The 19,207-nt window shown below is 70.0% G+C and carries 18 protein-coding genes; 10 read left to right on the forward strand and 8 right to left on the reverse strand.

The window, feature by feature from the left end:
* Window positions 1-53 precede the first annotated feature (53 nt).
* Window positions 54-695, forward strand: coding sequence for a superoxide dismutase (locus OG306_RS12115; protein ID WP_266746200.1), 642 nt, complete (start codon window positions 54-56; stop codon window positions 693-695).
* A gap of 131 nt (window positions 696-826) precedes the next feature.
* On the opposite strand, the gene OG306_RS12120 is transcribed toward OG306_RS12115, so the two are convergent.
* Both OG306_RS12120 and OG306_RS12125 read right to left on the reverse strand, forming a co-directional pair.
* Window positions 827-1,699 carry an alpha/beta fold hydrolase gene (locus tag OG306_RS12120; protein WP_266746201.1) on the reverse strand — a complete coding sequence of 291 codons (873 nt, stop codon included), beginning with the start codon at window positions 1,697-1,699 and terminating at the stop codon, window positions 827-829.
* Between the two features lie 58 nt (window positions 1,700-1,757).
* A complete protein-coding gene (locus tag OG306_RS12125) occupies window positions 1,758-2,426 on the reverse strand; it encodes an O-methyltransferase (protein ID WP_266752175.1) in 669 nt (222 codons plus the stop codon).
* 82 nt (window positions 2,427-2,508) lie between these two features.
* Between OG306_RS12125 and OG306_RS12130 the strand changes: the two genes are divergently transcribed.
* Both OG306_RS12130 and OG306_RS12135 read left to right on the forward strand, forming a co-directional pair.
* Entirely contained in the window at window positions 2,509-3,159 is a 651-nt protein-coding gene (locus OG306_RS12130) for a CatB-related O-acetyltransferase (protein WP_266746202.1), read from the forward strand.
* Window positions 3,156-3,995 carry an MOSC domain-containing protein gene (locus OG306_RS12135; RefSeq protein ID WP_266746203.1) on the forward strand — a complete coding sequence of 280 codons (840 nt, stop codon included), beginning with the start codon at window positions 3,156-3,158 and terminating at the stop codon, window positions 3,993-3,995. Before OG306_RS12130 ends, OG306_RS12135 begins: the two co-directional genes overlap by 4 nt.
* On the opposite strand, the gene OG306_RS12140 is transcribed toward OG306_RS12135, so the two are convergent.
* Both OG306_RS12140 and OG306_RS12145 read right to left on the reverse strand, forming a co-directional pair.
* Entirely contained in the window at window positions 3,985-4,194 is a 210-nt protein-coding gene (locus tag OG306_RS12140; protein ID WP_266746204.1) for a DUF397 domain-containing protein, read from the reverse strand. The two genes, OG306_RS12135 and OG306_RS12140, sit on opposite strands and share 11 nt — an antisense overlap.
* Complete coding sequence (locus OG306_RS12145; RefSeq protein ID WP_266746205.1) at window positions 4,191-5,048, reverse strand: helix-turn-helix domain-containing protein; 858 nt, start codon at window positions 5,046-5,048, stop codon at window positions 4,191-4,193. Before OG306_RS12145 ends, OG306_RS12140 begins: the two co-directional genes overlap by 4 nt.
* A 236-nt stretch (window positions 5,049-5,284) precedes the next feature.
* On the opposite strand from OG306_RS12145, the gene OG306_RS12150 reads away from it, so the two are divergent.
* Both OG306_RS12150 and OG306_RS12155 read left to right on the forward strand, forming a co-directional pair.
* Window positions 5,285-5,689 (forward strand): ATP-binding protein, encoded by a 405-nt coding sequence (locus tag OG306_RS12150; RefSeq protein WP_266746206.1) that lies wholly within the window; start codon window positions 5,285-5,287, stop codon window positions 5,687-5,689.
* Window positions 5,686-6,030, forward strand: coding sequence for a hypothetical protein (locus OG306_RS12155; protein WP_266746207.1), 345 nt, complete (start codon window positions 5,686-5,688; stop codon window positions 6,028-6,030). Before OG306_RS12150 ends, OG306_RS12155 begins: the two co-directional genes overlap by 4 nt.
* Here the strand turns inward: OG306_RS12155 and OG306_RS12160 are convergent.
* Together OG306_RS12160 and OG306_RS12165 are read right to left on the reverse strand one after the other, a co-directional pair.
* Window positions 5,987-6,958 carry a hypothetical protein gene (locus tag OG306_RS12160; protein ID WP_327259307.1) on the reverse strand — a complete coding sequence of 324 codons (972 nt, stop codon included), beginning with the start codon at window positions 6,956-6,958 and terminating at the stop codon, window positions 5,987-5,989. The two genes, OG306_RS12155 and OG306_RS12160, sit on opposite strands and share 44 nt — an antisense overlap.
* Before the next feature lie 42 nt (window positions 6,959-7,000).
* On the reverse strand, window positions 7,001-7,996 hold the full coding sequence (locus OG306_RS12165) for an ArsR/SmtB family transcription factor (protein ID WP_266746209.1): 996 nt from the start codon (window positions 7,994-7,996) through the stop codon (window positions 7,001-7,003).
* A gap of 61 nt (window positions 7,997-8,057) precedes the next feature.
* Here OG306_RS12165 and OG306_RS12170 point away from each other — a divergent pair, with 61 nt between their 5' ends.
* Together OG306_RS12170 and OG306_RS12175 are read left to right on the forward strand one after the other, a co-directional pair.
* A complete protein-coding gene (locus OG306_RS12170) occupies window positions 8,058-9,272 on the forward strand; it encodes an MFS transporter (RefSeq protein WP_266746210.1) in 1,215 nt (404 codons plus the stop codon).
* A gap of 74 nt (window positions 9,273-9,346) precedes the next feature.
* Window positions 9,347-10,273 carry an NADP-dependent oxidoreductase gene (locus tag OG306_RS12175; RefSeq protein ID WP_266746211.1) on the forward strand — a complete coding sequence of 309 codons (927 nt, stop codon included), beginning with the start codon at window positions 9,347-9,349 and terminating at the stop codon, window positions 10,271-10,273.
* Between the two features lie 53 nt (window positions 10,274-10,326).
* Here the strand turns inward: OG306_RS12175 and OG306_RS12180 are convergent, their stop codons facing one another.
* Window positions 10,327-10,785, reverse strand: coding sequence for a GNAT family N-acetyltransferase (locus OG306_RS12180; protein WP_266746212.1), 459 nt, complete (start codon window positions 10,783-10,785; stop codon window positions 10,327-10,329).
* Window positions 10,786-10,899: 114 nt separating this feature from the next.
* Window positions 10,900-11,550: a DsbA family oxidoreductase gene (locus tag OG306_RS12185; RefSeq protein WP_371665271.1), complete on the reverse strand. Its 651-nt coding sequence runs from the start codon at window positions 11,548-11,550 to the stop codon at window positions 10,900-10,902.
* Window positions 11,551-11,682: 132 nt separating this feature from the next.
* Between OG306_RS12185 and pepN the strand changes: the two genes are divergently transcribed.
* The 3 genes from pepN to OG306_RS12200 all read left to right on the forward strand — a co-directional run bounded on the left by pepN (window position 11,683) and on the right by OG306_RS12200 (window position 19,131).
* Entirely contained in the window at window positions 11,683-14,298 is a 2,616-nt protein-coding gene (pepN, locus tag OG306_RS12190) for an aminopeptidase N (RefSeq protein WP_266746214.1), read from the forward strand.
* Between the two features lie 282 nt (window positions 14,299-14,580).
* The gene (locus OG306_RS12195) at window positions 14,581-15,639 is read left to right on the forward strand and encodes a hypothetical protein (protein ID WP_266746215.1); all 1,059 of its coding nucleotides are present in this window, start codon (window positions 14,581-14,583) and stop codon (window positions 15,637-15,639) included.
* Between the two features lie 180 nt (window positions 15,640-15,819).
* A complete protein-coding gene (locus OG306_RS12200; RefSeq protein ID WP_266746216.1) occupies window positions 15,820-19,131 on the forward strand; it encodes a S8 family serine peptidase in 3,312 nt (1,103 codons plus the stop codon).
* The last annotated feature ends 76 nt before the right edge of the window (window positions 19,132-19,207 follow it).

Raw genomic sequence — 19,207 nt, forward strand, 5'->3', positions numbered from 1 at the left:
TTCTGCACATAGATTGCAATAACAACAGCACGGCATCTGGAGGGTTCGACCACATGGCCACGTACACGCTCCCGGAACTCCCGTACGACTACGCGGCGCTCGAACCGGTCATCAATCCGCAGATCATCGAGCTCCACCACGACAAGCACCACGCCGCCTATGTGAAGGGCGCGAACGACACCCTCGAGCAGCTGGAGGAAGCGCGCGACAAGGAGGCCTGGGGAGCGGTCAACGGACTCCAGAAGAACCTCGCGTTCCACCTCTCCGGCCACATCCTGCACTCGATCTACTGGCACAACATGACCGGCGACGGCGGCGGCGAGCCCCTCGCGGTGGACGGTGTCGGTGACCTCGCGGACGCGATCACGGAGTCGTTCGGCTCGTTCGTGGGGTTCAAGTCCCAGCTGACGAAAGCCGCGGCCACCACGCAGGGCTCCGGCTGGGGCGTCCTCGCGTACGAGCCGGTCAGCGGAAAACTGATCGTCGAGCAGGTCTACGACCACCAGGGCAATGTCGGCCAGGGCTCCGTTCCGATCCTGGTCTTCGACGCCTGGGAGCACGCCTTCTACCTTCAGTACAAGAACCAGAAGGTCGACTTCATCGAGGCCATGTGGCGCGTAGTCAACTGGCAGGACGTGGCGAAGCGTTATGCGGCCGCCAAGGAGCGCGCCGACGTACTGCTGCTCACCCCCTGAGCGGGCGGCGCATGAACGTCCTGCCTCGTGATCGTCTTCTCAGCCTTCGCCGGGCAGGCGGATGAAGGGGGGACCCTCGCCTGGACGTGACAGGTGGGGGTCCTTCTTCACGTTGCGCGGCAGGGGGTGGGTCAGGAGGCGGGTGCGTGCTTCAGCAGCGTGCGCAGCACCTGCTCGGCATGGGTCCAGAGCACCGCCCCACCGGCGTCCGGCACCAGGTGCCGGACCGCTCCCGGGATGCGCGAGGCCAGGCCGACGCCCCGGTCGGGCGAGTGGCTCTCGTCCAGTTCCCCGTACCAGAGGTCCACCGGCACGTCGATGTCCGACAGCTCGATCCCCCAGCGCCCCATGGCCAGAACGGTGTCCCGGGCATAGCCGTCGGCCCCCTGCGCGAAGGCCTCGTCGAGCGCGCGCCGGTAGGCGGCGGCGAACGCGGGCTGCCGATACACGGCGAGGTCGCACTCCGGGCTGTGGGACATGACCATGTCCCACATCGCCTGCGGGGTGAACCCGGCGAAGACCTTCTCCGCGGCGGCCGGGTCGGACACCGCCAGGTCGACGAGGCCCCGCAGTTCACCCGGAAGCGCGTCGGCGAACGACGGTGCGGCGATCTCGTCCGCACCGGAGACCACCGCGAGCGCGCCGACCACTCCGGCGGCGGCACAGCCGAGGGCGAAGGGCGCCCCCTGCGAGTTGCCCACCATCAAAGGCCGGTCCAGACCCCGCGCGGCGGTGAACGTACGGACGTCGTCGGCGAAATCGCCGAAAGTGCGGCCGGCCAGGGGCGAGGAGGCGCCGAGACCGGGACGGTCGAGCGAGATCAGCCGCACCCCGAGACCGTCCGCCGCCTCGCCGCCGAACCCGAGGTGCCTGCTGGTGGCCGCCCCCGGCGACAACAGCACCGGCACGCCGTCAGCCGGCCCCCACTCGGCCCACCCCAGCCGCCGCCCTCCCGGCAGCTGTTCCGTACCGATACGAACCGGATCATCCACGCGCAAACTCATGCCCCTCATCATGGCCGGTCCCGCCACCCGCGTCGAAGGATTTCCGCCCGCCCCGCGGCTACCGTCCGTCGGTGACGAGCGCCATCATCAGGCCGTCGTGCCCCTTGCTGCCGACGGTCTGCAGAGCGGTCGCGGTCAAGGTCGGTTCGGCCGCGACGAGTTCGGTGAACCGGCGTACGCCCTGCACCTTCGGGTCGTCACTGGCGCCGTCGACCACCTCTCCGTCGCGTACGACGTTGTCGGCGATGATCAGGCTGCCGGGCCGGGTCAGCTTCAGGGACCAGGCCAGGTAGTCGGGGTTGCTCGGCTTGTCGGCGTCGATGAACACGACGTCGAACGGCCCGTACCCCTCCTCCGCGAGCTCCGGCAGCGTGTCGAGGGCCCGGCCGACCCGGATCTCGACGACCTCCGCCAGGCCGGCGCGCTCGATGTTCCCACGCGCCACCTCGGCGCACTCCGGATCGGATTCGAGCGTCACGAGTTTGCCGCCCTCGGGCAGCGCGCGGGCCAGCCAGATGGTGCTGTAGCCACCCAGGGTGCCGATCTCCAGCACGGTGCGCGCCCCCTGGAGCCTGGCCAGCAGATGCAGCAGCTTGCCCTGGTTGGCGGCGACCTGGATCGCCGGGAGTCCAGCCTTGTCACTGGCCTCGACGGCCGCGTCCAGGGCTTCGTCCGAGCCCACCAGCAGGCCGTTGAAGTAGTCGTCGACCTCGGTCCATCGCGCCATCGTCACGGCATGCCCCTCTCAACACCTAGTAAGTTTTCAAAAGGAACTTACCCCATGCGAGGTGAATGCGATGATGGGCCCCATGAGCCTCGTCCCCGCCGACCCCACCGTCCTCCACCCGATGCCGGGCCAGCCCCGGGTCGTCCAGCTCAAGCCACTGGTGAAGTCCGAACTGATCGAAATCGGCGACTACTCGTACTACGACGATCCCGACGACGCGACGGCGTTCGAGACCCGCAACGTGCTGTACCACTACGGCCCCGAGAAGCTCGTCATCGGGAAGTTCTGCGCGCTGGGGACCGGGACGCGGTTCATCATGAACGGCGCCAACCACCGGATGGACGGGCCGTCCACCTTCCCGTTCCCCACCATGGGCGGCTCCTGGGCCGAACACTTCGACCTGCTGACCGGGCTGCCCGGCCGGGGTGACACGGTCGTCGGCAACGACGTCTGGTTCGGCTACGACTCCATGGTGATGCCGGGCGTACGGATCGGACACGGCGCGATCATCGGCGCCGGCGCAGTCGTCGTGGGTGACGTACCCGACTACGGCATCGTCGGCGGCAATCCGGCCCAGCTGATCCGTACCCGGTACGACGACGAGACCATCGCCCGGCTCCTCGCCGTCGCCTGGTGGGACTGGCCCGCCGAGCATCTCACCCGACACATCCGCACCATCATGTCCGGCAGCGTCGACGCCCTCGAAGCGGCCGCCCCGGAGGGGACATCATGACGATCACCGTTCGAGAACTCGCCTACTACCCCGTCAAGGGCTGCGCCGGGACGACGGTCGGTTCCGCCCAGGTCCTCGGCACCGGCCTCGAACACGACCGGACGTTCATGGTGGTGGACGCGGCGGACGGTGCGTTCCGCAGTCAGCGCAAGCACCCCTCGATGGCTGCGATCCGGGTGGAAGTCCTGGACGGTGGGGCGACGTTGACCCTTTCCGCCGAGGGCATCGAGCCGCTGCGTCTGGACGTCGACCGGGACGGCCCGCGTCGCGAGGTCAGCATGTTCGACCGCCCTCTCGGCGTAGCCGCCGACCAGGGGGACGAGATCGCGGACTGGTTCTCCGACGCACTCGGCGCAAAGTCCCGCCTGGTACGGGTGGCCCCCGGCTTCGACCGGGACGGCTGGGGCGACACCCCGGGCAAGGTCAATTTCGCCGACGCGCACGCCGTGCTGGTCACCTCGATGGCCTCCCTCGACGGCCTCAACGCCCGTATCGCCGCCCGGGGCGACGCCGAGGCCGTACCGATGGACCGCTTCCGCCCCAACATCGTCCTGACCGGCAACGACGAGCCCCACTTCGAGGACCGGATTCGCCGGATGACCATCGGCTCCGCGGAACTCGCCTACTCGGTACGGGCGACGCGGTGCAGCGTCCCCCTCGTCGACCAGCGCACCGGCCGCCGCGCGGGCCCGGAACCGGTCCGGACCCTGGCGACGTACCGGCGCGAGCCGGAGTACAAGAACCAGGTGAGCTTCGGCGCGAAGAACGCGGTGGTCTGCGAAGGCGTGCTGACCGTCGGCGACGCGGTCGAGGTCGCGGAGTGGCTCAGCCGGTGAAGGCCCCGGCCTTCACCCCTTCGATGAACGCGGACCACTCGTCGGGGGCGTAGAACTGAAGCCCGCCGTCACGGTTCTTGCTGTCCCGGACCGCCCTGCCGCCGTCGGCGGTGTGGGCGACCTCGATGCATTCGGAGCCCTGCCCTCCGGAGGAGTACGACGACTTCACGAAACGGGTGCTGATTATCTGGCTGCTCACGATTCCTCGTTCCCTGCGGTAATGCTGTTCATGATCGTCCGGATGAAGGCGACACTCTTGGTCGGTGTGAGAGCGGCAGACCTGAGCGCGTCAAAGGCGTGCACGTAGCCAGCCATGACGTCGTGATCTTCAAGGATGACGCAGTTGGACACCGTATCGAGAACAACGACCTCCGGGGACGTCTCGTTCGCGTACGAAAGCCCAACGAAGGATGGTGACGCCCTGGCCGCTGTCCACTCGTTGATGGGCAGCACCTGGATGGTCACGTTCGGCTGCTTGGCCATCCTGATGAGATGGGCCAACTGCTCCCGGTGGACCACCGGATTGGGCATCGGACCAGTGATCGCCGGCTCCCAGATGACAGCTGCGAACCGCGCGCCGTTTTCCTCAAAGATCCGACGCCGCTCCTGCCTCACCTTGACAACCAGGTCGGCCGCCGCGTCCTCGACGACGTCCGGACTGGCATCGGTCAGGGCTCGCGTGTAGTCCGGGGTCTGGAGCAAACCTGGCACCAGCAAGGGCTGCCAAGTGCGGATGTACGTGGCATCGGACTCCAGCGAAAGAAAGTCGCCCAGGATGTCGCGCATGGGCTGGTCGGTCTCGAAATCCAGCCACCAACCGCGTTTGTTGCTGTCCCGAGCCAGCTTCTCCAGCAGCTTGCGCTCCTCGGCGTCCTCCACCTCGTAGAGGTCGAGCAGCATGCGCACATCACCCACCCGCGCGCTGACCGCCCCGGACTCGATTCGGCTGATCTTGGCCGTTGAGCACGCCACCGCCTCAGCGGCATGTTCTTGGTCAAGTAGCGCGTTCAAGCGCAGGCGCTTCAGCGCCGCCCCCAACCGGCGACTGCGCACCGTGGGCTTCCCACCTGCGGGCATACGCCCCCCTCACTCTCCGGGCCAGTGTGCCCACTAACTGTTCGCAGACGCTAGCGAGTTGACCCTCACGAGTGAATGCAAGCTTGCATCTGTAAGCGACTTGCCTTCCGTTGAAGCCTACCTCTAGCGTGGCTTGCGTCACGCAACGCTCACCGCCGAGCACGACACGTGACCGCGATTCCGCCTGCCCACCCACCGACCTTGGGGAACCCATGTCCGGGCGCACACACATCAAGAGATTCCGGGCCCGCAGGGACTCCGTCCCCGCCGCCCGACGCCACGTCGGATACGTCCTGACCAAGTGGAGACTCGGCGAACTCATCGACGAAACCACCCTCCTCGCAAGCGAGTTGAGCACCAACGTGGTCAACCACGCCAAAGGGACAGGCGACTACTTCGAGCTGGGCTTACGCCGGCGCGACGGCACGCTCGTCCTGGAGGTCTCCGACTCATACCAGTGGCGGATGCCCGAACTCCGCGCCCCCACGCTCGACGACCTCTCCGGCCGGGGCCTGGTCATCGTGGACGCGATCGCCGCGAAGTGGGGCGTACGGCCGCGCGACCCCGGCAAGACCGTCTGGGTCCATCTCGCCATCGGGCGGGCGGAGTCGACGTGAGGCGACCCCTCAAGACCGCCTGGCGGTGCGAGGTCACCGTCGACGGACTTCTCGTACAGGCCGAGCAGGCCGCCACCCCCACGCAGGCGCTGATCGGGATGCGGGTCTCCGTACGGACCCTGCTCTCCGGGTTCGACACGGAGGACCGCGAGCGCACCTATCGCTGGCTCGACCACGGCCAGTGGGAGGCCGTCATACGGCTCAGGGCCGGCGAGCCGTACGCCTACACCGCACGGGCGGCGGCCACCGTGCTCGACTGGTCCGCGCGCCCGGTGCGGGCGTTGCCCGCAGGCACGGTCACCGCGATTCCGTGTCGAGGGAAGCCGCGATGTAGGACATGACGGACCAGATGATCGCCTTCCGGCACCGGCTCAGGCCCTTGGTCTCGATGTACAGAGTGTTGTCCCCGCCGACCCGGTAGTTCTCCCGACGGCCGTCCGCTTTGAGCTTGATGCCCTCCATGCGGCGCCGCAGGTGGGGAACGGTGATGCCGACCTGATGGTCTTCCACGGTCACCCGGGTGACCTCGTCCCAGGGGATCTCGTCGGAGGCGCCCTTGACGTACAGGTACGTATCGCCGATCTCGAAGGGTTCGTACTGGACCTTGCCGCCCTCGGTGGCCAGTTCGCGCAGGTCGTGCCGGACGCGCGCCTCGACGACGCGGTCGACGATCTCGCCGAACATCGGCGTTAGGTTGCCCGGGGAGCGCAGGAACGTGCGCAGGAGGCCCGCGCCGACTTCGGTCAGAAAGTAGTTGCCGGACAGTTCGCGGGCGCCCTGGCCGGTCGCCGTCCACAGGCGCGCGACGATCTTGTCCGAAATCGGCCGGGAGGACGGGCCGACGTACGTAGCCTCACGGGAGAGGACGACGTCGCGGAAGTCCTTCCAGCGGTGAGCCCACCGCACCTTGCGCCGGCCCCGGTAGACGATTCCGTCCTCGTGCAGGATCAGCCAGGAGGCGAGGGAGTGGGTCAGCTCGTACACGCCCCAGACGAACAGCAGGAGGCAGATGACGTCGAATATGAGGTGGCCGGTGCCCGGCATGGAGTCGGGTATGCCGCCGAACAACAGGAAGACGGCGACCGGGATGACGGTCAGGCCGAGCTTGCCCATCGTCGGCCGTTCCCGGTAGCGCGCGAGGACGGCCCCCAGCTCGGCCGCATCGGCCTTTCGCCGCCGCTCGTCGTTCCCGTTGCCCGAATCCGCCATGGCCCCCATCCCTGATCCTCCGCCGTATCCCGCTGATTCCAGGGCGAGTTCGATGCTCACCCAACCACGCTTCGGCGCACACCTCCGACACCGTGCCGCAGCCTAGTCCCGTCCACGACCGGACGGGCCACCCGCGGCGGCCCCCACCAGTACGTCGCCCACCTCCGTCCGGAAGTACAGCACCGACCGCCCGGCCCTTCGGCGGTCCGCCAGGCCCGCGTCGAGGAGGACCTTGAGGTGGCGGCCGACCGAGCCCAGGGCCTGGCCGGTCAGGGCCACCAGTTGGGTGGTGCTCTTCGGATCGGCGAGGAGGACGAGGACAGCCGCTCGCGCGGGGCCGAGGAGGCGGGCCAGGCTGTCCGGCACCCGTGCCCGTCCCGCGTCGGCCAGGGTGCCCGAGCAGGGATAGACGACCGCGTACCGCTGGGCTTCGTCGTCCCAGGAGACCCAGCCCGTGCGTTGGGTGACCGGGACGAACAGCAGGCGCACACCGGACAGTTGCTTCGGCGGATAGTCGTGCGCGTTGATCTGGAGCCGGCTGCCGCCGAGCCACCGCATACCCGGGCGCAGACGGCTCAGGGCGGCCGCCCAGCCGCCCTGGCTCAGCTGTCCGGTGCGCGCGACGATGTCCGCCTCGATGATCCGGCGGCGGCGCGGCCAGTCCGGCAGCACGGTCCGGTCCCAGACCCAGTGCAGGACGTCGGCGGCGCGCTGGGCCAGGTCGTCACGGTCCAGGAGCGCGGGGAGGGGGCCGCCGAGGGACACCTCCAGGTCCGCTCGGGCGCGGGCGGGCGTGGTCGCCCGGACGGGGGCCAGTTCCTCCTCGAAGGACGGTGTGCCCTCGCCCGTCGGTGTGGGCGTGATGAAGTCCGCGTTCCAACTGCTGCCGAGCGCCGCCGGTACGAGGCGGGCGGCGACCGGGTCGGCGGCCTGCCGGGCCCGGTAGGCGGGCAGATGGGCGTCGAGCCAGGCCCGTTCGCCGGGGTGCTCGGCGCGTCCCCGTTCCAGCGCGTTCAGGGCGGAGATCGTCTCGGCGAGCGGCGAGACGACGAACCGGCTCCCCGCGAGCGTGTCCGTGTTGATCTGCCACATGCCCATGACGTTTCGCCTCCGCGCGAAACTTTAACGATCGCCGGGGGCGGCCACCGAAACTCACCGCATGCGCACCTACCGGGAACTCTTCCGGGCGCCGCAGTTCGGACCGCTCTTCGCGACCAGTGCCGTGCAGGTGGCCGGGTCGACGATGAGCGGGCTGGCCCTCGGCACCCTCGTCTATGCCGCGACCGAATCGCCGCTGCTCGCCGCCCTGTCCATGTTCGGCTCCTCCCTCGCCCAGGTGATCGGGGCGACCGTGCTGATGTCGGCGGCGGACCGGTTGCCGCCTCGGGCCGCGATGACCGGCATGGCGCTCGCCTTCGGGCTGGCCACGGCCGTCCTCGCCGTTCCGGGACTTCCGTTGCCGGTCGTCTTCGCGATCGTCCTGGCCGAGGGTGTGGTCGCCGCGGTGGGCGGCGGCGTGCGGTACGGCCTGCTCAACGAGGTGCTGCCCAAGGACGGTTATCTGCTGGGGCGTTCCGTGCTGAACATGTGCGTCGGCCTCACGCAGATCGGCGGGTTCGCGCTCGGTGGGCTCCTGGTGACGACGCTGTCCGCGCGCGGCACGCTGCTGGTCGCCGCCGCCCTGTATCTGATGGGTGCGGCCGTCGCCCGGTTCGGGCTGGTACGCCGTCCGCCGCGCGCCGCCGGGCGGCCGTCGGCCGCCGAGACCTGGCGGATCAATGCCGTGCTGTGGTCCTCGGGTCCGCGCCGCCGGGTCTATCTCTCGCTCTGGGTGCCGAACGGGCTGATCGTCGGCTGCGAGTCGCTGTTCGTCCCGTACGCCCCCGGGTACGCGGGGCTGCTCTTCGCCTTCGCCGCGCTGGGGATGCTCATCGGGGACACGGTGGCGGGCCGGTTCGTCGCGCGGCGTTGGCGGGGGCGGCTGGGCACACCGATGCTGCTGCTTCTGGCCGCCCCGTATCTGTTCTTCGCCGCGCGTCCGGCGCTGCCGGTGGCGTTCGCTCTGGCCGTGCTCGCCTCGGTCGGGTTCTCGGCGAGTCTGCTGTTCCAGGAGCGGCTGATGGCCCTGACTCCGGACGAGATCACCGGTCAGGCGCTCGGGCTGCACTCCTCCGGCATGCTCACCATGCAGGGCGTCGCGGCCGCGCTCGCGGGCGCCATCGCCCAGCGGACCTCGCCGGGGACGGCGATGACCGTGATGGCGGCGGCCTCCCTCGCGGTCACTTTGGCCCTGGCCGTGGCGGGGCGGCGGGCCGCGGGAGCGGTGCACGGCGCGGCGCGTCTCGGGACTTCGGACGGTGTCAGCACTCGATAGTTTGGACGCGTGCCCCGGCGGGACTTCAGCGGTCCCGGCCGGTCCCGGTACACCTCACATGGCCGAAGGAGAACATGGTGAAGACGTACCGCGCAGTGCAGTTCACGGAGTACGGCGGACCCGAGGTTCTGCGGGTCGTGGAACGTGAGGTGCCGCGCCCTGGTCCGGGAAAGGTGCTGGTCGAGGTCCGGGCCGCCGGGGTGAACCCGCTGGACTGGAAGCTGCGCAGCGGGGCCGTCGCGGCCACGATGCCGGTGGAGTTTCCCGCGGTGCCGGGGGGCGACGTCGCCGGTGTCGTGCGGGACGTCGGCGACGGCGTGAGCGACTTCGTGGCGGGTGACGAGGTCTTCGGTTCGATCGGTGCGGGCGGCTACGCCGAGTTCGTGGTGGCGCCCGCGGCGCAGCTCGCGCGGAAGCCCGCAAGCATGTCCTGGGAGATCGCGGCCGGGCTGCCGGTGGCGGTCAACACGGCCTGCCAGGCGCTCGACGACCTCGGTGTGAAGGCCGGGGAGACGCTGGTCGTGGACGGTGCCGCCGGCGGTGTCGGGTCCGTGGCCGTGCAGATCGCCAGGCATCTCGGCGCGACCGTGATCGGTACCGCGAGCGCGCGCAACCACGCCTATCTGCGCTCGCTCGGCGCCGAGCCGGTGCCCTACGGGGAGGGGCTCGCCGAGCGGATCCGCGCCATCGCGCCGCACGGCGCGGACGCGGCATTCGACACCGCGGGAAAGGGCTCGCTGCCGGCCCTCGTCGAGGTGACCGGCGGGCCGGAGCGCGTGGTCACCATCGCCGACCACCGGGCGGAGGAACACGGCGTGCGCTTTGTGTTCGCCGGCTCCGGTGCGATCCGTGAGCGTCTTGAGCGTGCGTCCGCGCTGGCCGAGAACGGCGAACTCACCCTGTCGGTGGCTCGCACGTACACGCTGTCCGAGGCGGCCGACGCCCATCGGGAGAGCGAAGGCGGCCACGTACGCGGCAAGCTCGTCATCGTTCCGGGCTGACGCCGGCCGACCGGGGGCCGGTACGTACGCCCGTACCGGGCCCCGGCGGGAGGTCAGTGGGGCGTGAACGCGTACTCCAGCAACGGCAGTTCACGGCCGGGGATCGAGCCCGACGGGGTCGCACCGATCCGTACGGCACCCATGGCGAGGTAGAACGGCTCGGCGTTCGGGTCGGCGTCGATGGTGAGGCGTGCGAAGCCGAGGCGGCGGGCCTGCGTCATGGTGTGCTCGAACAGGAGCCGGCCGATGCCCCGGCCCAGAGCGTCCGGGGCGACGAACATCATCCCGAGGGCGCCCTCGGGCGGGGCGCCCTCCAGCGTCGTGAAGCCCAGGACGCGGCCGTCCTGCTCGGCGACCGTCGTGCGGCGGCGGTCGATGTCGGCCGGGTGCAGGGTGAGTTCGTCACGGCAGGCGGCGAGGAACGCCTCGTCGTAACCCCAGTGGGCCTTCGATGCCAGGGCCAGCTCGGTCAGCTCCCCCGCCTCGGACCGTCGTGCCGGTCGTACGTCCATGTCCGCCCCGTTCCCTTCGCTCGGCTCCTGCGGCAGCTCGCCGCACCCGTGTACGCGTGGGCCGCAAGGGTGCGGGGCCGGACCGCGGCCCGGCCCCGCACCCGGTCGCCCGGTTCAGTCGAAGATCGGGCCCTGCGTCCGAGTCCGCTTGATCTCGTAGAAGCCGGGGACCGACGCCACCAGCAGGGTGCCGTCCCACAGCTTCGCCGCTTCCTCGCCCTTGGGGGCGGGGGTGACGACCGGGCCGAAGAAGGCGATCTGCTCGCCGTCCGGGCCCGGGACGGCGATGACCGGGGTGCCGACGTCCTGGCCGACCTTGTCGATGCCCTCCTTGTGAGAGGCGCGCAGCTCGGCGTCGTAGGCGTCGGAGTCCACGTAGTCCGCCAGCTCGGCGGGCAGGCCGACGTCCTGGAGCGCGGCCGTGATCGTCTCGCGGGTGGCGTCCTCGCCCTGGTTGTGGAAGCGGGTGCCGAGCGCGGTGTACAGGGGGCCGACGATGTCGTCGCCGTGCTTCTGCTGGGCGGCGACGACGACGCGGACCGGGCCCCAGGCCGTGTTCTCCAGCATGTCGCGGTACTCGTCGGGCAGCTCGTCGAGCCTGTCCTCGTTGAGGACGGCGAGGCTCATCACGTGCCAGCGGACCTCGACGTCCCGGACCTTCTCCACCTCCAGCATCCAGCGGGAGGTCATCCAGGCCCAGGGGCAGAGCGGGTCGAACCAGAAATCGGCAGGGGTCTTGCCGGGCGCCGTGCTGTTGTCAGACATCTCTCTCCTCGTCAAGGGGTTCGTATCTGTGCGCGAGAACGCCTCCGGGCGCACCGGCCATTCCCGCATGCCCGGCCGAGTGGCGGCATGGGAGGATCAAAACTATTCGAACGTGACACAAAGGAGTGTGCCGTGCCCGGTGAGAACCTGTCCCGCGACGAGGCCCGTGAGCGGGCCGAGCTGCTGAGCGTCGACGGTTACGAGGTCGCTCTCGATCTGCGTTCCGCCGTCGGTGGGCCCGAAGGGGACGGCGACGGCGCCTCCTCCGGTCCGCGGACCTTCCGCTCGGTGACCACGATCCGGTTCCGGGCCGCGCGGGCGGGGGCCTCGACCTTCGCGGATCTGGTGGCGCCGAGCGTGAACGCGGTGACGCTGAACGGGCAGCCGCTCGACCCCGCCGCCGTCTTCGACGGGACGCGGGTGGCGCTGGAGGGGCTGCCGGAGGGCGACAACGTCCTGGTGGTCGACGCGCAGTGCGCGTACAGCCGGACCGGCGAGGGCATGCACCGGTTCGTCGACCCGGAGGACGGCGAGGTCTACCTCTACACGCAGTACGAGCCGGCCGACGCGCGGCGGGTCTTCGCGAACTTCGAGCAGCCCGACCTGAAGGCTCCCTTCCGCTTCGAGGTGACGGCGCCCGCGGACTGGACGGTCTGGAGCAACGGGGCGACGGAGTCGCGGGACGGCGAGGTGTGGCGGTTCGCCGGGACGAAGCCGATCTCGACGTACATCACGGCGATCGTGGCCGGTCCGTACCACTACGTGACGGACTCCTACAGCCGTACGTTCGACGACGGTACGACGCTGGAGATCCCGCTCGGCGCGATGTGCCGCAAGGGACTGGCCCGGCACTTCGACGCGGACGACGTCTTCCTCGTCACCAAGCAGGGGCTGGACTTCTTCCACGACAACTTCGACTACCCGTACCCGTTCGGGAAGTACGACCAGGCGTTCGTGCCGGAGTACAACCTCGGCGCCATGGAGAACCCGGGCTGTGTCACGTTCCGCGAGGAGTACATCTTCCGCGGCAAGGTGACGCAGGCGGCGTACGAGGGCCGGGCCAACGTCATCCTGCACGAGATGGCGCACATGTGGTTCGGCGATCTCGTCACCATGCAGTGGTGGGACGACCTGTGGCTGAAGGAGTCGTTCGCCGACTTCATGGGCGTCTTCGCGATGGTGGAGTCGACCCGCTTCGAGGACGGCTGGATCACCTTCGCCAACAACCGCAAGTCGTGGGCGTACCGGGCCGACCAGCTGCCGTCCACGCACCCGATCACGGCCGACATCCGTGACCTGGAGGACGCCAAGCTCAACTTCGACGGGATCACGTACGCCAAGGGCGCCTCGGTGCTGAAGCAGCTGGTGGCGTACGTGGGGCGGGAGGCGTTCCTGGAGGGCGCCCGGCGCTACTTCAAGAAGCACGCCTACGGCAACACGCAGCTGGGCGATCTGCTGTCGGTCCTGGCCGAGACGTCCGGGCGCGACATGACCGCCTGGTCGCGGTCGTGGCTGCAGACCGCGGGCGTCAACTCGCTGACCCCGGTGGTCACATACGACTCGGCGGACCGGATCACGGAGCTGGCGGTGCTCCAGGAGGCGGCCGAATCCCACCCGGAGCTGCGGCCGCACCGGGTCGCGGTCGGCCTGTACCGGCGGGCCGCCGACGGCGACCTGGTGCGGTACGCGCGCGCCGAGGTGGACGTGGCGGGGCCGCGCACGGTGGTCGGGGAGCTGGCGGGGGCCGAGCGGCCCGAGCTGATCCTGGTCAACGACGACGACCTCACGTACTGCAAGGTCCGCTTCGACGAGGTGTCCCTGGCCACGCTGCGGGCGCACCTCGGTGACATCACCGACCCGCTCGCGCGGGCACTGTGCTGGTCCGCGCTGTGGAACCTGACCCGGGACGGGCTGATGCCGGCCCGCGACTTCGTCTCCCTCGTGCTGGCCTTCTCCGGCCGGGAGTCCGACATCGGCGTGCTCCAGATGCTGCACACCTGGACGCGGACCGCGCTCACGCACTACGTGGCGCCCGGGTGGCGCGAGGAGGGCGGCCGGGCGCTGGCCGAGGCCGCGTTGCGGGAGCTGCGGGTCGCCGAGCCGGGCAGCGAGCACCAGTTGGCTTGGGCGCGGTTCTTCGCGTCGGTCGCCGACTCGGACTCCGACTTCCGGCTGCTGTCCGGGCTGCTGGACGGTTCGGCACGGATCGACGGTCTGGACGTCGACCAGGAACTGCGGTGGGCGTTCCTGTCCCCGCTGGCGGCGCACGGGGTGGCCGACGAGTCGGCGCTCGACGCCGAACTGGCCCGCGACGACACGGCGTCCGGAAAGCGGCACCAGGTGCGGTGCCTGGCCTCGCGGCCGTCGGCGGCGGTGAAGGCGCAGGCGTGGGCGGGGGTCGTGGAGTCGGACGCGCTGTCCAACGCGTTGGTGGAGGCGACGATCACGGGCTTCGAGCAGTCGTCGCAGCGGGAGTTGCTGGCGCCGTACGCGGACAAGTACTTCGCCGCGATCGAGCGGGTGTGGGCCGAGCGGTCGATCCAGATCGGCGTGATCGTGGTCAAGGGTCTGTTCCCGGCACTCCAGGACGATCCGTCGACGCTCGCGGCCACGGATGCGTGGCTGGCCGCGCACGCGGACGCGGCGCCGGCGCTGCGGAGGCTGGTGCTGGAGGCGCGGGACGATCTGGCCCGGGCGCTGCGGGCACAGGGGTGTGACGCAAGGGCGGCCGCGGGGGCCGGGATCTGACGGGTGCGCCGGGGCCCGGCGCCCCGGGTTTTGTCCTCGATCGCCGGACGGGCTTGATCTTCGGGCCCGTCCGGGGTGGGGGCCCCACGGTCACCCGGCAACCCGGCAGCGGTTCCGTCCTCGAACGCCGGACGGGCTGGAAGTGGCGGGGCGGGCCGGAAACGGGCCGGCAGGCTCTTTTCGTTTGTCGAACACGCGTACTTTAGGACGGCGTTGTCCTGAATTGTCGACGGGTGTGTAACAGGGGTTAGCGCCGCGACCGCGTGCGGGATACCCCGGAGCATGACCCAGAACACCCCACTCTCCCCCTGTCACCTCCGCATCGCCGACGAAGTCCCTCAACGGGTGCTGTCCGCAGCGCAGTTGAGGGCGCACGGCGTGTCCGTCGCGGAAGCCGCCGCGCAGTGCCGGACCGGTGGGCCGTGGCAGCAGCCGCTGCCCGGCGTGTACGTCCTGCACCCGGAGCCGCCCACCGGCGAGGAACTGCTGCGTGCCGCCCTGCTGTACGCCGGACGGCCACCGGCCCCCGGTGGCCGTCGGCGGGAGGCGGGCGCGGAGTCCGGGTACGGCGAGGCCATGGTCACCGGTCTCGCCGCGCTCGCCCTGTACGGGTTCGCCGCCGCTCCGCCGCCCGCGTCGGCAGCCAGGATCGACGTGCTGGTGCCGCGCACCCGGCGGCTGCGCTCGGTCCGGTACGTGCGTCTGGTGCGGGCCGCCGAACCGCCCTGCCCCGAGGAGGTGCACGGTCTGCCCGTGGCTCCGGTGGAGCGGGCGCTCGCCGACGCGGTCGCCGGGCTCGGGGACGCCTCGGCGGTACGCAGCCTGCTCACCGAGGCGGTCCGCGGCGGACATTGCGAACCGGCCGCCGTCGTAAGCGAGTTGAACCGGGCCAAACTGCTGGACCGCCCGCATGTGGCGGACGCCGTCGACGCGTTGCTCGCCGAGGGCCGGGCGCTGGCGGAGAACCGGCTGTACGGCCTGGTGCGTTCGCACGGCCTGCCGGAGCCGCTGTGGAACGTGGATCTGCGGCTGCCCGGCGGCCCGCACCTGGGCGGGGTGGACGCCTACTGGCCCGAGGAGGCGGTCGCCGTGATCCTCGACACCAGGGCACCCCTGCACAGCAGGCTCGGCGACGACCGGCGCCAGGAGGAGCACGACGCGCAGTGGGTCGCGTACACCACCGAGCGGGAGCATCTGGAACGGCTCGGCATCACGGTCGTCCATCTCTCGCCGAAAGGGCTCCGCAACGCGACGGAGCAGCAGGCGGTCGTGGTACGGACCGCGCTGATGGCGGCGGCCGATCGCGAACCGGCCGCGTACGTGATGATCCTGCCCCACTGAAAGCCGGGCCACACAGGCCGCTTATTCGCCATTTCATCCCTGATGGCACATCAGTCACAGTGGCGGGATTCTGCCATGTCACCATCTCGTGCACCCCAACTCTCCACAACCCCTGTCATTTACGAAAGGGTGAGCGGTCATCCGGTACCGAATTCCGGACTCTCTCTTTCACTTTCAGGGATGCTGATGACCTCCGAGTCCTCCAGTTCCATACCCGGGGCGAGACGCGCGGCCCGAGTCGCGGCCGCCGCCGGTCTGGTGGCCGCGCTGGCCGCCACCGGCGCCGCCCCGGTATTCGCCGCCGACGCCCCCGTCCCCTCTCCCGTCAAGTCCGCGGCGAAGGGCGCCACGAGCGACAAGCTCGGCGCGGCCGACGCCGACCTTCTGGCCAGGGCCAAGGCCAAGGGCGAGAAGAACGTCACCATGATGGTCGCCACCACTCCCGGTGCGACCGAGCAGGTCGCCCAGCAGCTGGACGCCGTCAAGGGCTCCGTGATGGGGCGTACGTACGACAAGCTCGGCTACGTACGGGCCACCGTGCCCACCGCGTCGGCCGACGCGGCCATCGAGGCGGCCGCCAAGCTGTCGTCCGTCCAGGGCATCGATCTCAAGCAGGAGATCAAGCTGGACGACCCGACGCCCGCCGCCGACCGGGCAGCCGGTTCCACGGCCGGGATCAAGTCGACCGGCAGCTACCCGGCGCCGGACGAGAAGACCCCGGCGAAGAACCCGTACAACCCGTCCTTCGAGACGGGCGCGGTCGACTTCGTCGCGCAGCACCCGAAGGCCGACGGCCGCGGCGTGACCATCGGCATCCTCGACTCGGGTGTCGACCTCGGTCACCCGGCGCTGCAGAAGACCACCACCGGCGCCCGCAAGATCGTCGACTGGGTGACCGCCACGGACCCGGTCAGCGACGGCGACGGCACCTGGCTGCGGATGACGGACGCCGTGTCCGGCCCGACGTTCACGTACCAGGGCCGTACGTACAAGGCGCCCGCCGGCGACTACCGGATCAAGATGTTCGCCGAGGCCGCCACCAAGGGCGGCGACATGGCGGGCGACCTGAACCGCGACGGTGACACCACCGACACGTGGGCCGTGCTCTACGACCCGGTCACCGGCACTACGCGCGTCGACCTGAACGACAACGGCGACTTCACCGACGACACCGTCCTGAAGCCGTACAAGGAGGACCACCAGGTCTCCTACTTCGGCACGGACGACCCGCGGACCGACGTCGTCGAGCGCATCCCGTTCGTCGTGGAGACGCGCAAGAACGTCGTCTACAACGCGGCCGGCGCCACGTCCGACTACGTGAACATCGGCGTCATCGAGAGCGAGCACGGCACCCACGTCGCGGGCATCACCGCCGCGAACGGCCTGTTCGGCGGCAAGATGAACGGTGCCGCGCCCGGCGCGCAGATCGTCTCCTCGCGCGCCTGCACCTGGTCCGGCGGCTGCACCAACATCGCGCTCACCGAGGGCATGATCGACCTCGTCGTGAACCGCGGTGTCGATGTCGTCAACATGTCGATCGGTGGCCTGCCGCCGCTCAACGACGGCGAGAACGCCCGCGCGCGGCTCTACAAGCGGCTCATCGACATGTACGGCGTCCAGCTGGTCATCTCGGCCGGGAACAACGGCCCGGGTGTCAACACCATCGGTGACCCCGGCCTCGCCGACCACGTGATCTCCGTCGGCGCGTCCATCTCCAAGGAGACGTGGGCCGCCAACTACGGCTCGAACGTCACCAAGAAGTACGACATGATGCCGTTCTCCTCGCGCGGCCCGCGTGAGGACGGCGGATTCACGCCGACCCTGACGGCCCCGGGTGCCGCGATCAACAGCACCCAGACCTGGCTGCCCGGCGGCCCGGTCAAGGAGGCGGGCTACAGCCTGCCGGCCGGTTACTCCATGCTGCAGGGCACCTCGATGGCGTCGCCGCAGGCCGCGGGTGCCACCGCGCTGCTGCTGTCGGCCGCGAAGCAGCAGCACATCGAGCTGCCGCCCGCCGATCTGCGCACCGCGCTGACCAGCAGCGCCACTCACATCAAGGATGTGCCCGCGCACGCCCAGGGCTCCGGTCTGATCGACATCGTCGGCGCCTGGAAGCTCATCGAGAAGCAGGGCGTCCCGGCGCACGAGTACACGGTGAAGGCCCCGGTCGACACGATCCTCTCCGACTACCTCAAGACCCCTGGCTTCGGCACCGGTCTGTACGACCGCGAGGGCGGCCTGAAGGTCGGCCAGACGAAGTCGTACGACGTCACGATCACCCGCACCACGGGTCCGGACAAGGACGTCAAGCACCAGCTGTCGTGGAAGAACAACGACGGCACGTTCAAGCTGGCCGGTCCCGGCAGCGTCTCCCTGCCGCTCGGCAAGCCCGTCACCGTCAAGGTCCAGGCGAAGCCGGGCAGCGTGGGCGTGCACAGCGCGATCCTGCTGGTGGACGACAACAAGACCGTCGGTGTGGACCAGCAGATCCTCGCCACGGTGATCGTCTCCGACAAGCTCGTGAAGCCCGACTACGCGTTCAAGGCGTCCGGCTCGGTGCAGCGCAACAGCACCATGTCGTACTTCGTGACCGTGCCGGAGGGTGCCAAGACCCTTGAGGTCGCGCTGAGCGCCCTGCGCTCGGGCAGCCAGACCCGCTTCATCTCCCTCCACCCGTACGGTGTGCAGATGGAGGACAGCTCCACGATCTTCTGCTACCCGAACTACGAGAACCCGACCAACACCTGCCGCCCCGACGTGCGCTCCTACAAGGACCCGCAGGCGGGCGTCTGGGAGATCGAGGTCGAGGCACGGCGTACGTCGCCGCTGCTGGACAACCCGTACAAGCTGGACGTCTCGCTGCTCGGCGCGACCTTCGACCCGGCGGTGCAGACCCTCCCCGAGGCGAAGATCGGCACGCCCGCCGCAGTGAGCTGGAAGGTCACCAACAACGCGGGCGACCTGGAGGGCACCCTCAAGGGCGGCTCGCTGGGCTCGGCCAAGGTCGCCACGCCGTCGATCAGGACGGGCGACGAGCAGGAGTTCGAGGTCACCATCGGTGAGGGCGTCGAGAAGCTGGACATCGCCATCGGCGGTACGTCGGACGCCAACGCGGACCTCGACCTGTACGTCTTCCGGGGCAACACCCAGGTCGGCAAGTCCACCACGGCCGGGTCCGAGGAGTCGGTCAGCCTGCTGAAGCCCGCCGCCGGTACGTACACCGTCGTGATCGACGGCTACTCCGTCCCGGCCGGGACGACCACGTACACCTACCGCGACGTGTACTACGCGCCGTCGCTCGGCACGATCAAGGTCGACGAGTCGAAGGCCGTGCACCTGGCCAACGGCGCCTCGGCCCAGGTCGGCGCCGAGGTCTCGGTCGCCGGGGCGGCCCCCGAGGGCCGGCAGTTCTTCGGCGAGGTCCACCTGGTGAACAGCCACGGGACCGCGGCGGGCACCGGCAACGTCGTGATCGAGAAGGTCACGCCGTAGCAGGTGGTGTCGCAGCGGTGACCTCGGTCGCCGTGTGATGCGTACGGCCGTGTGATGCGTACGACAGTGGGGCGGG

This window comes from Streptomyces sp. NBC_01241 (assembly GCF_041435435.1).
Classification (GTDB): domain Bacteria; phylum Actinomycetota; class Actinomycetes; order Streptomycetales; family Streptomycetaceae; genus Streptomyces.

What these genes read in the sequence shown, in the direction of transcription:
- OG306_RS12115 (WP_266746200.1), top strand. Translation starts at nt 54, where the DNA reads ATGGCCACGTACACGCTCCCGGAACTCCCGTACGACTACGCGGCGCTC.
- OG306_RS12120 (WP_266746201.1), bottom strand. Translation starts at nt 1,699, where the DNA reads ATGAGTTTGCGCGTGGATGATCCGGTTCGTATCGGTACGGAACAGCTG.
- OG306_RS12125 (WP_266752175.1), bottom strand. Translation starts at nt 2,426, where the DNA reads ATGGCGCGATGGACCGAGGTCGACGACTACTTCAACGGCCTGCTGGTG.
- OG306_RS12130 (WP_266746202.1), top strand. Translation starts at nt 2,509, where the DNA reads ATGAGCCTCGTCCCCGCCGACCCCACCGTCCTCCACCCGATGCCGGGC.
- OG306_RS12135 (WP_266746203.1), top strand. Translation starts at nt 3,156, where the DNA reads ATGACGATCACCGTTCGAGAACTCGCCTACTACCCCGTCAAGGGCTGC.
- OG306_RS12150 (WP_266746206.1), top strand. Translation starts at nt 5,285, where the DNA reads ATGTCCGGGCGCACACACATCAAGAGATTCCGGGCCCGCAGGGACTCC.
- OG306_RS12165 (WP_266746209.1), bottom strand. Translation starts at nt 7,996, where the DNA reads ATGGGCATGTGGCAGATCAACACGGACACGCTCGCGGGGAGCCGGTTC.
- OG306_RS12170 (WP_266746210.1), top strand. Translation starts at nt 8,058, where the DNA reads ATGCGCACCTACCGGGAACTCTTCCGGGCGCCGCAGTTCGGACCGCTC.
- OG306_RS12175 (WP_266746211.1), top strand. Translation starts at nt 9,347, where the DNA reads ATGGTGAAGACGTACCGCGCAGTGCAGTTCACGGAGTACGGCGGACCC.
- OG306_RS12180 (WP_266746212.1), bottom strand. Translation starts at nt 10,785, where the DNA reads ATGGACGTACGACCGGCACGACGGTCCGAGGCGGGGGAGCTGACCGAG.
- OG306_RS12185 (WP_371665271.1), bottom strand. Translation starts at nt 11,550, where the DNA reads ATGTCTGACAACAGCACGGCGCCCGGCAAGACCCCTGCCGATTTCTGG.
- OG306_RS12195 (WP_266746215.1), top strand. Translation starts at nt 14,581, where the DNA reads ATGACCCAGAACACCCCACTCTCCCCCTGTCACCTCCGCATCGCCGAC.
- OG306_RS12200 (WP_266746216.1), top strand. Translation starts at nt 15,820, where the DNA reads ATGCTGATGACCTCCGAGTCCTCCAGTTCCATACCCGGGGCGAGACGC.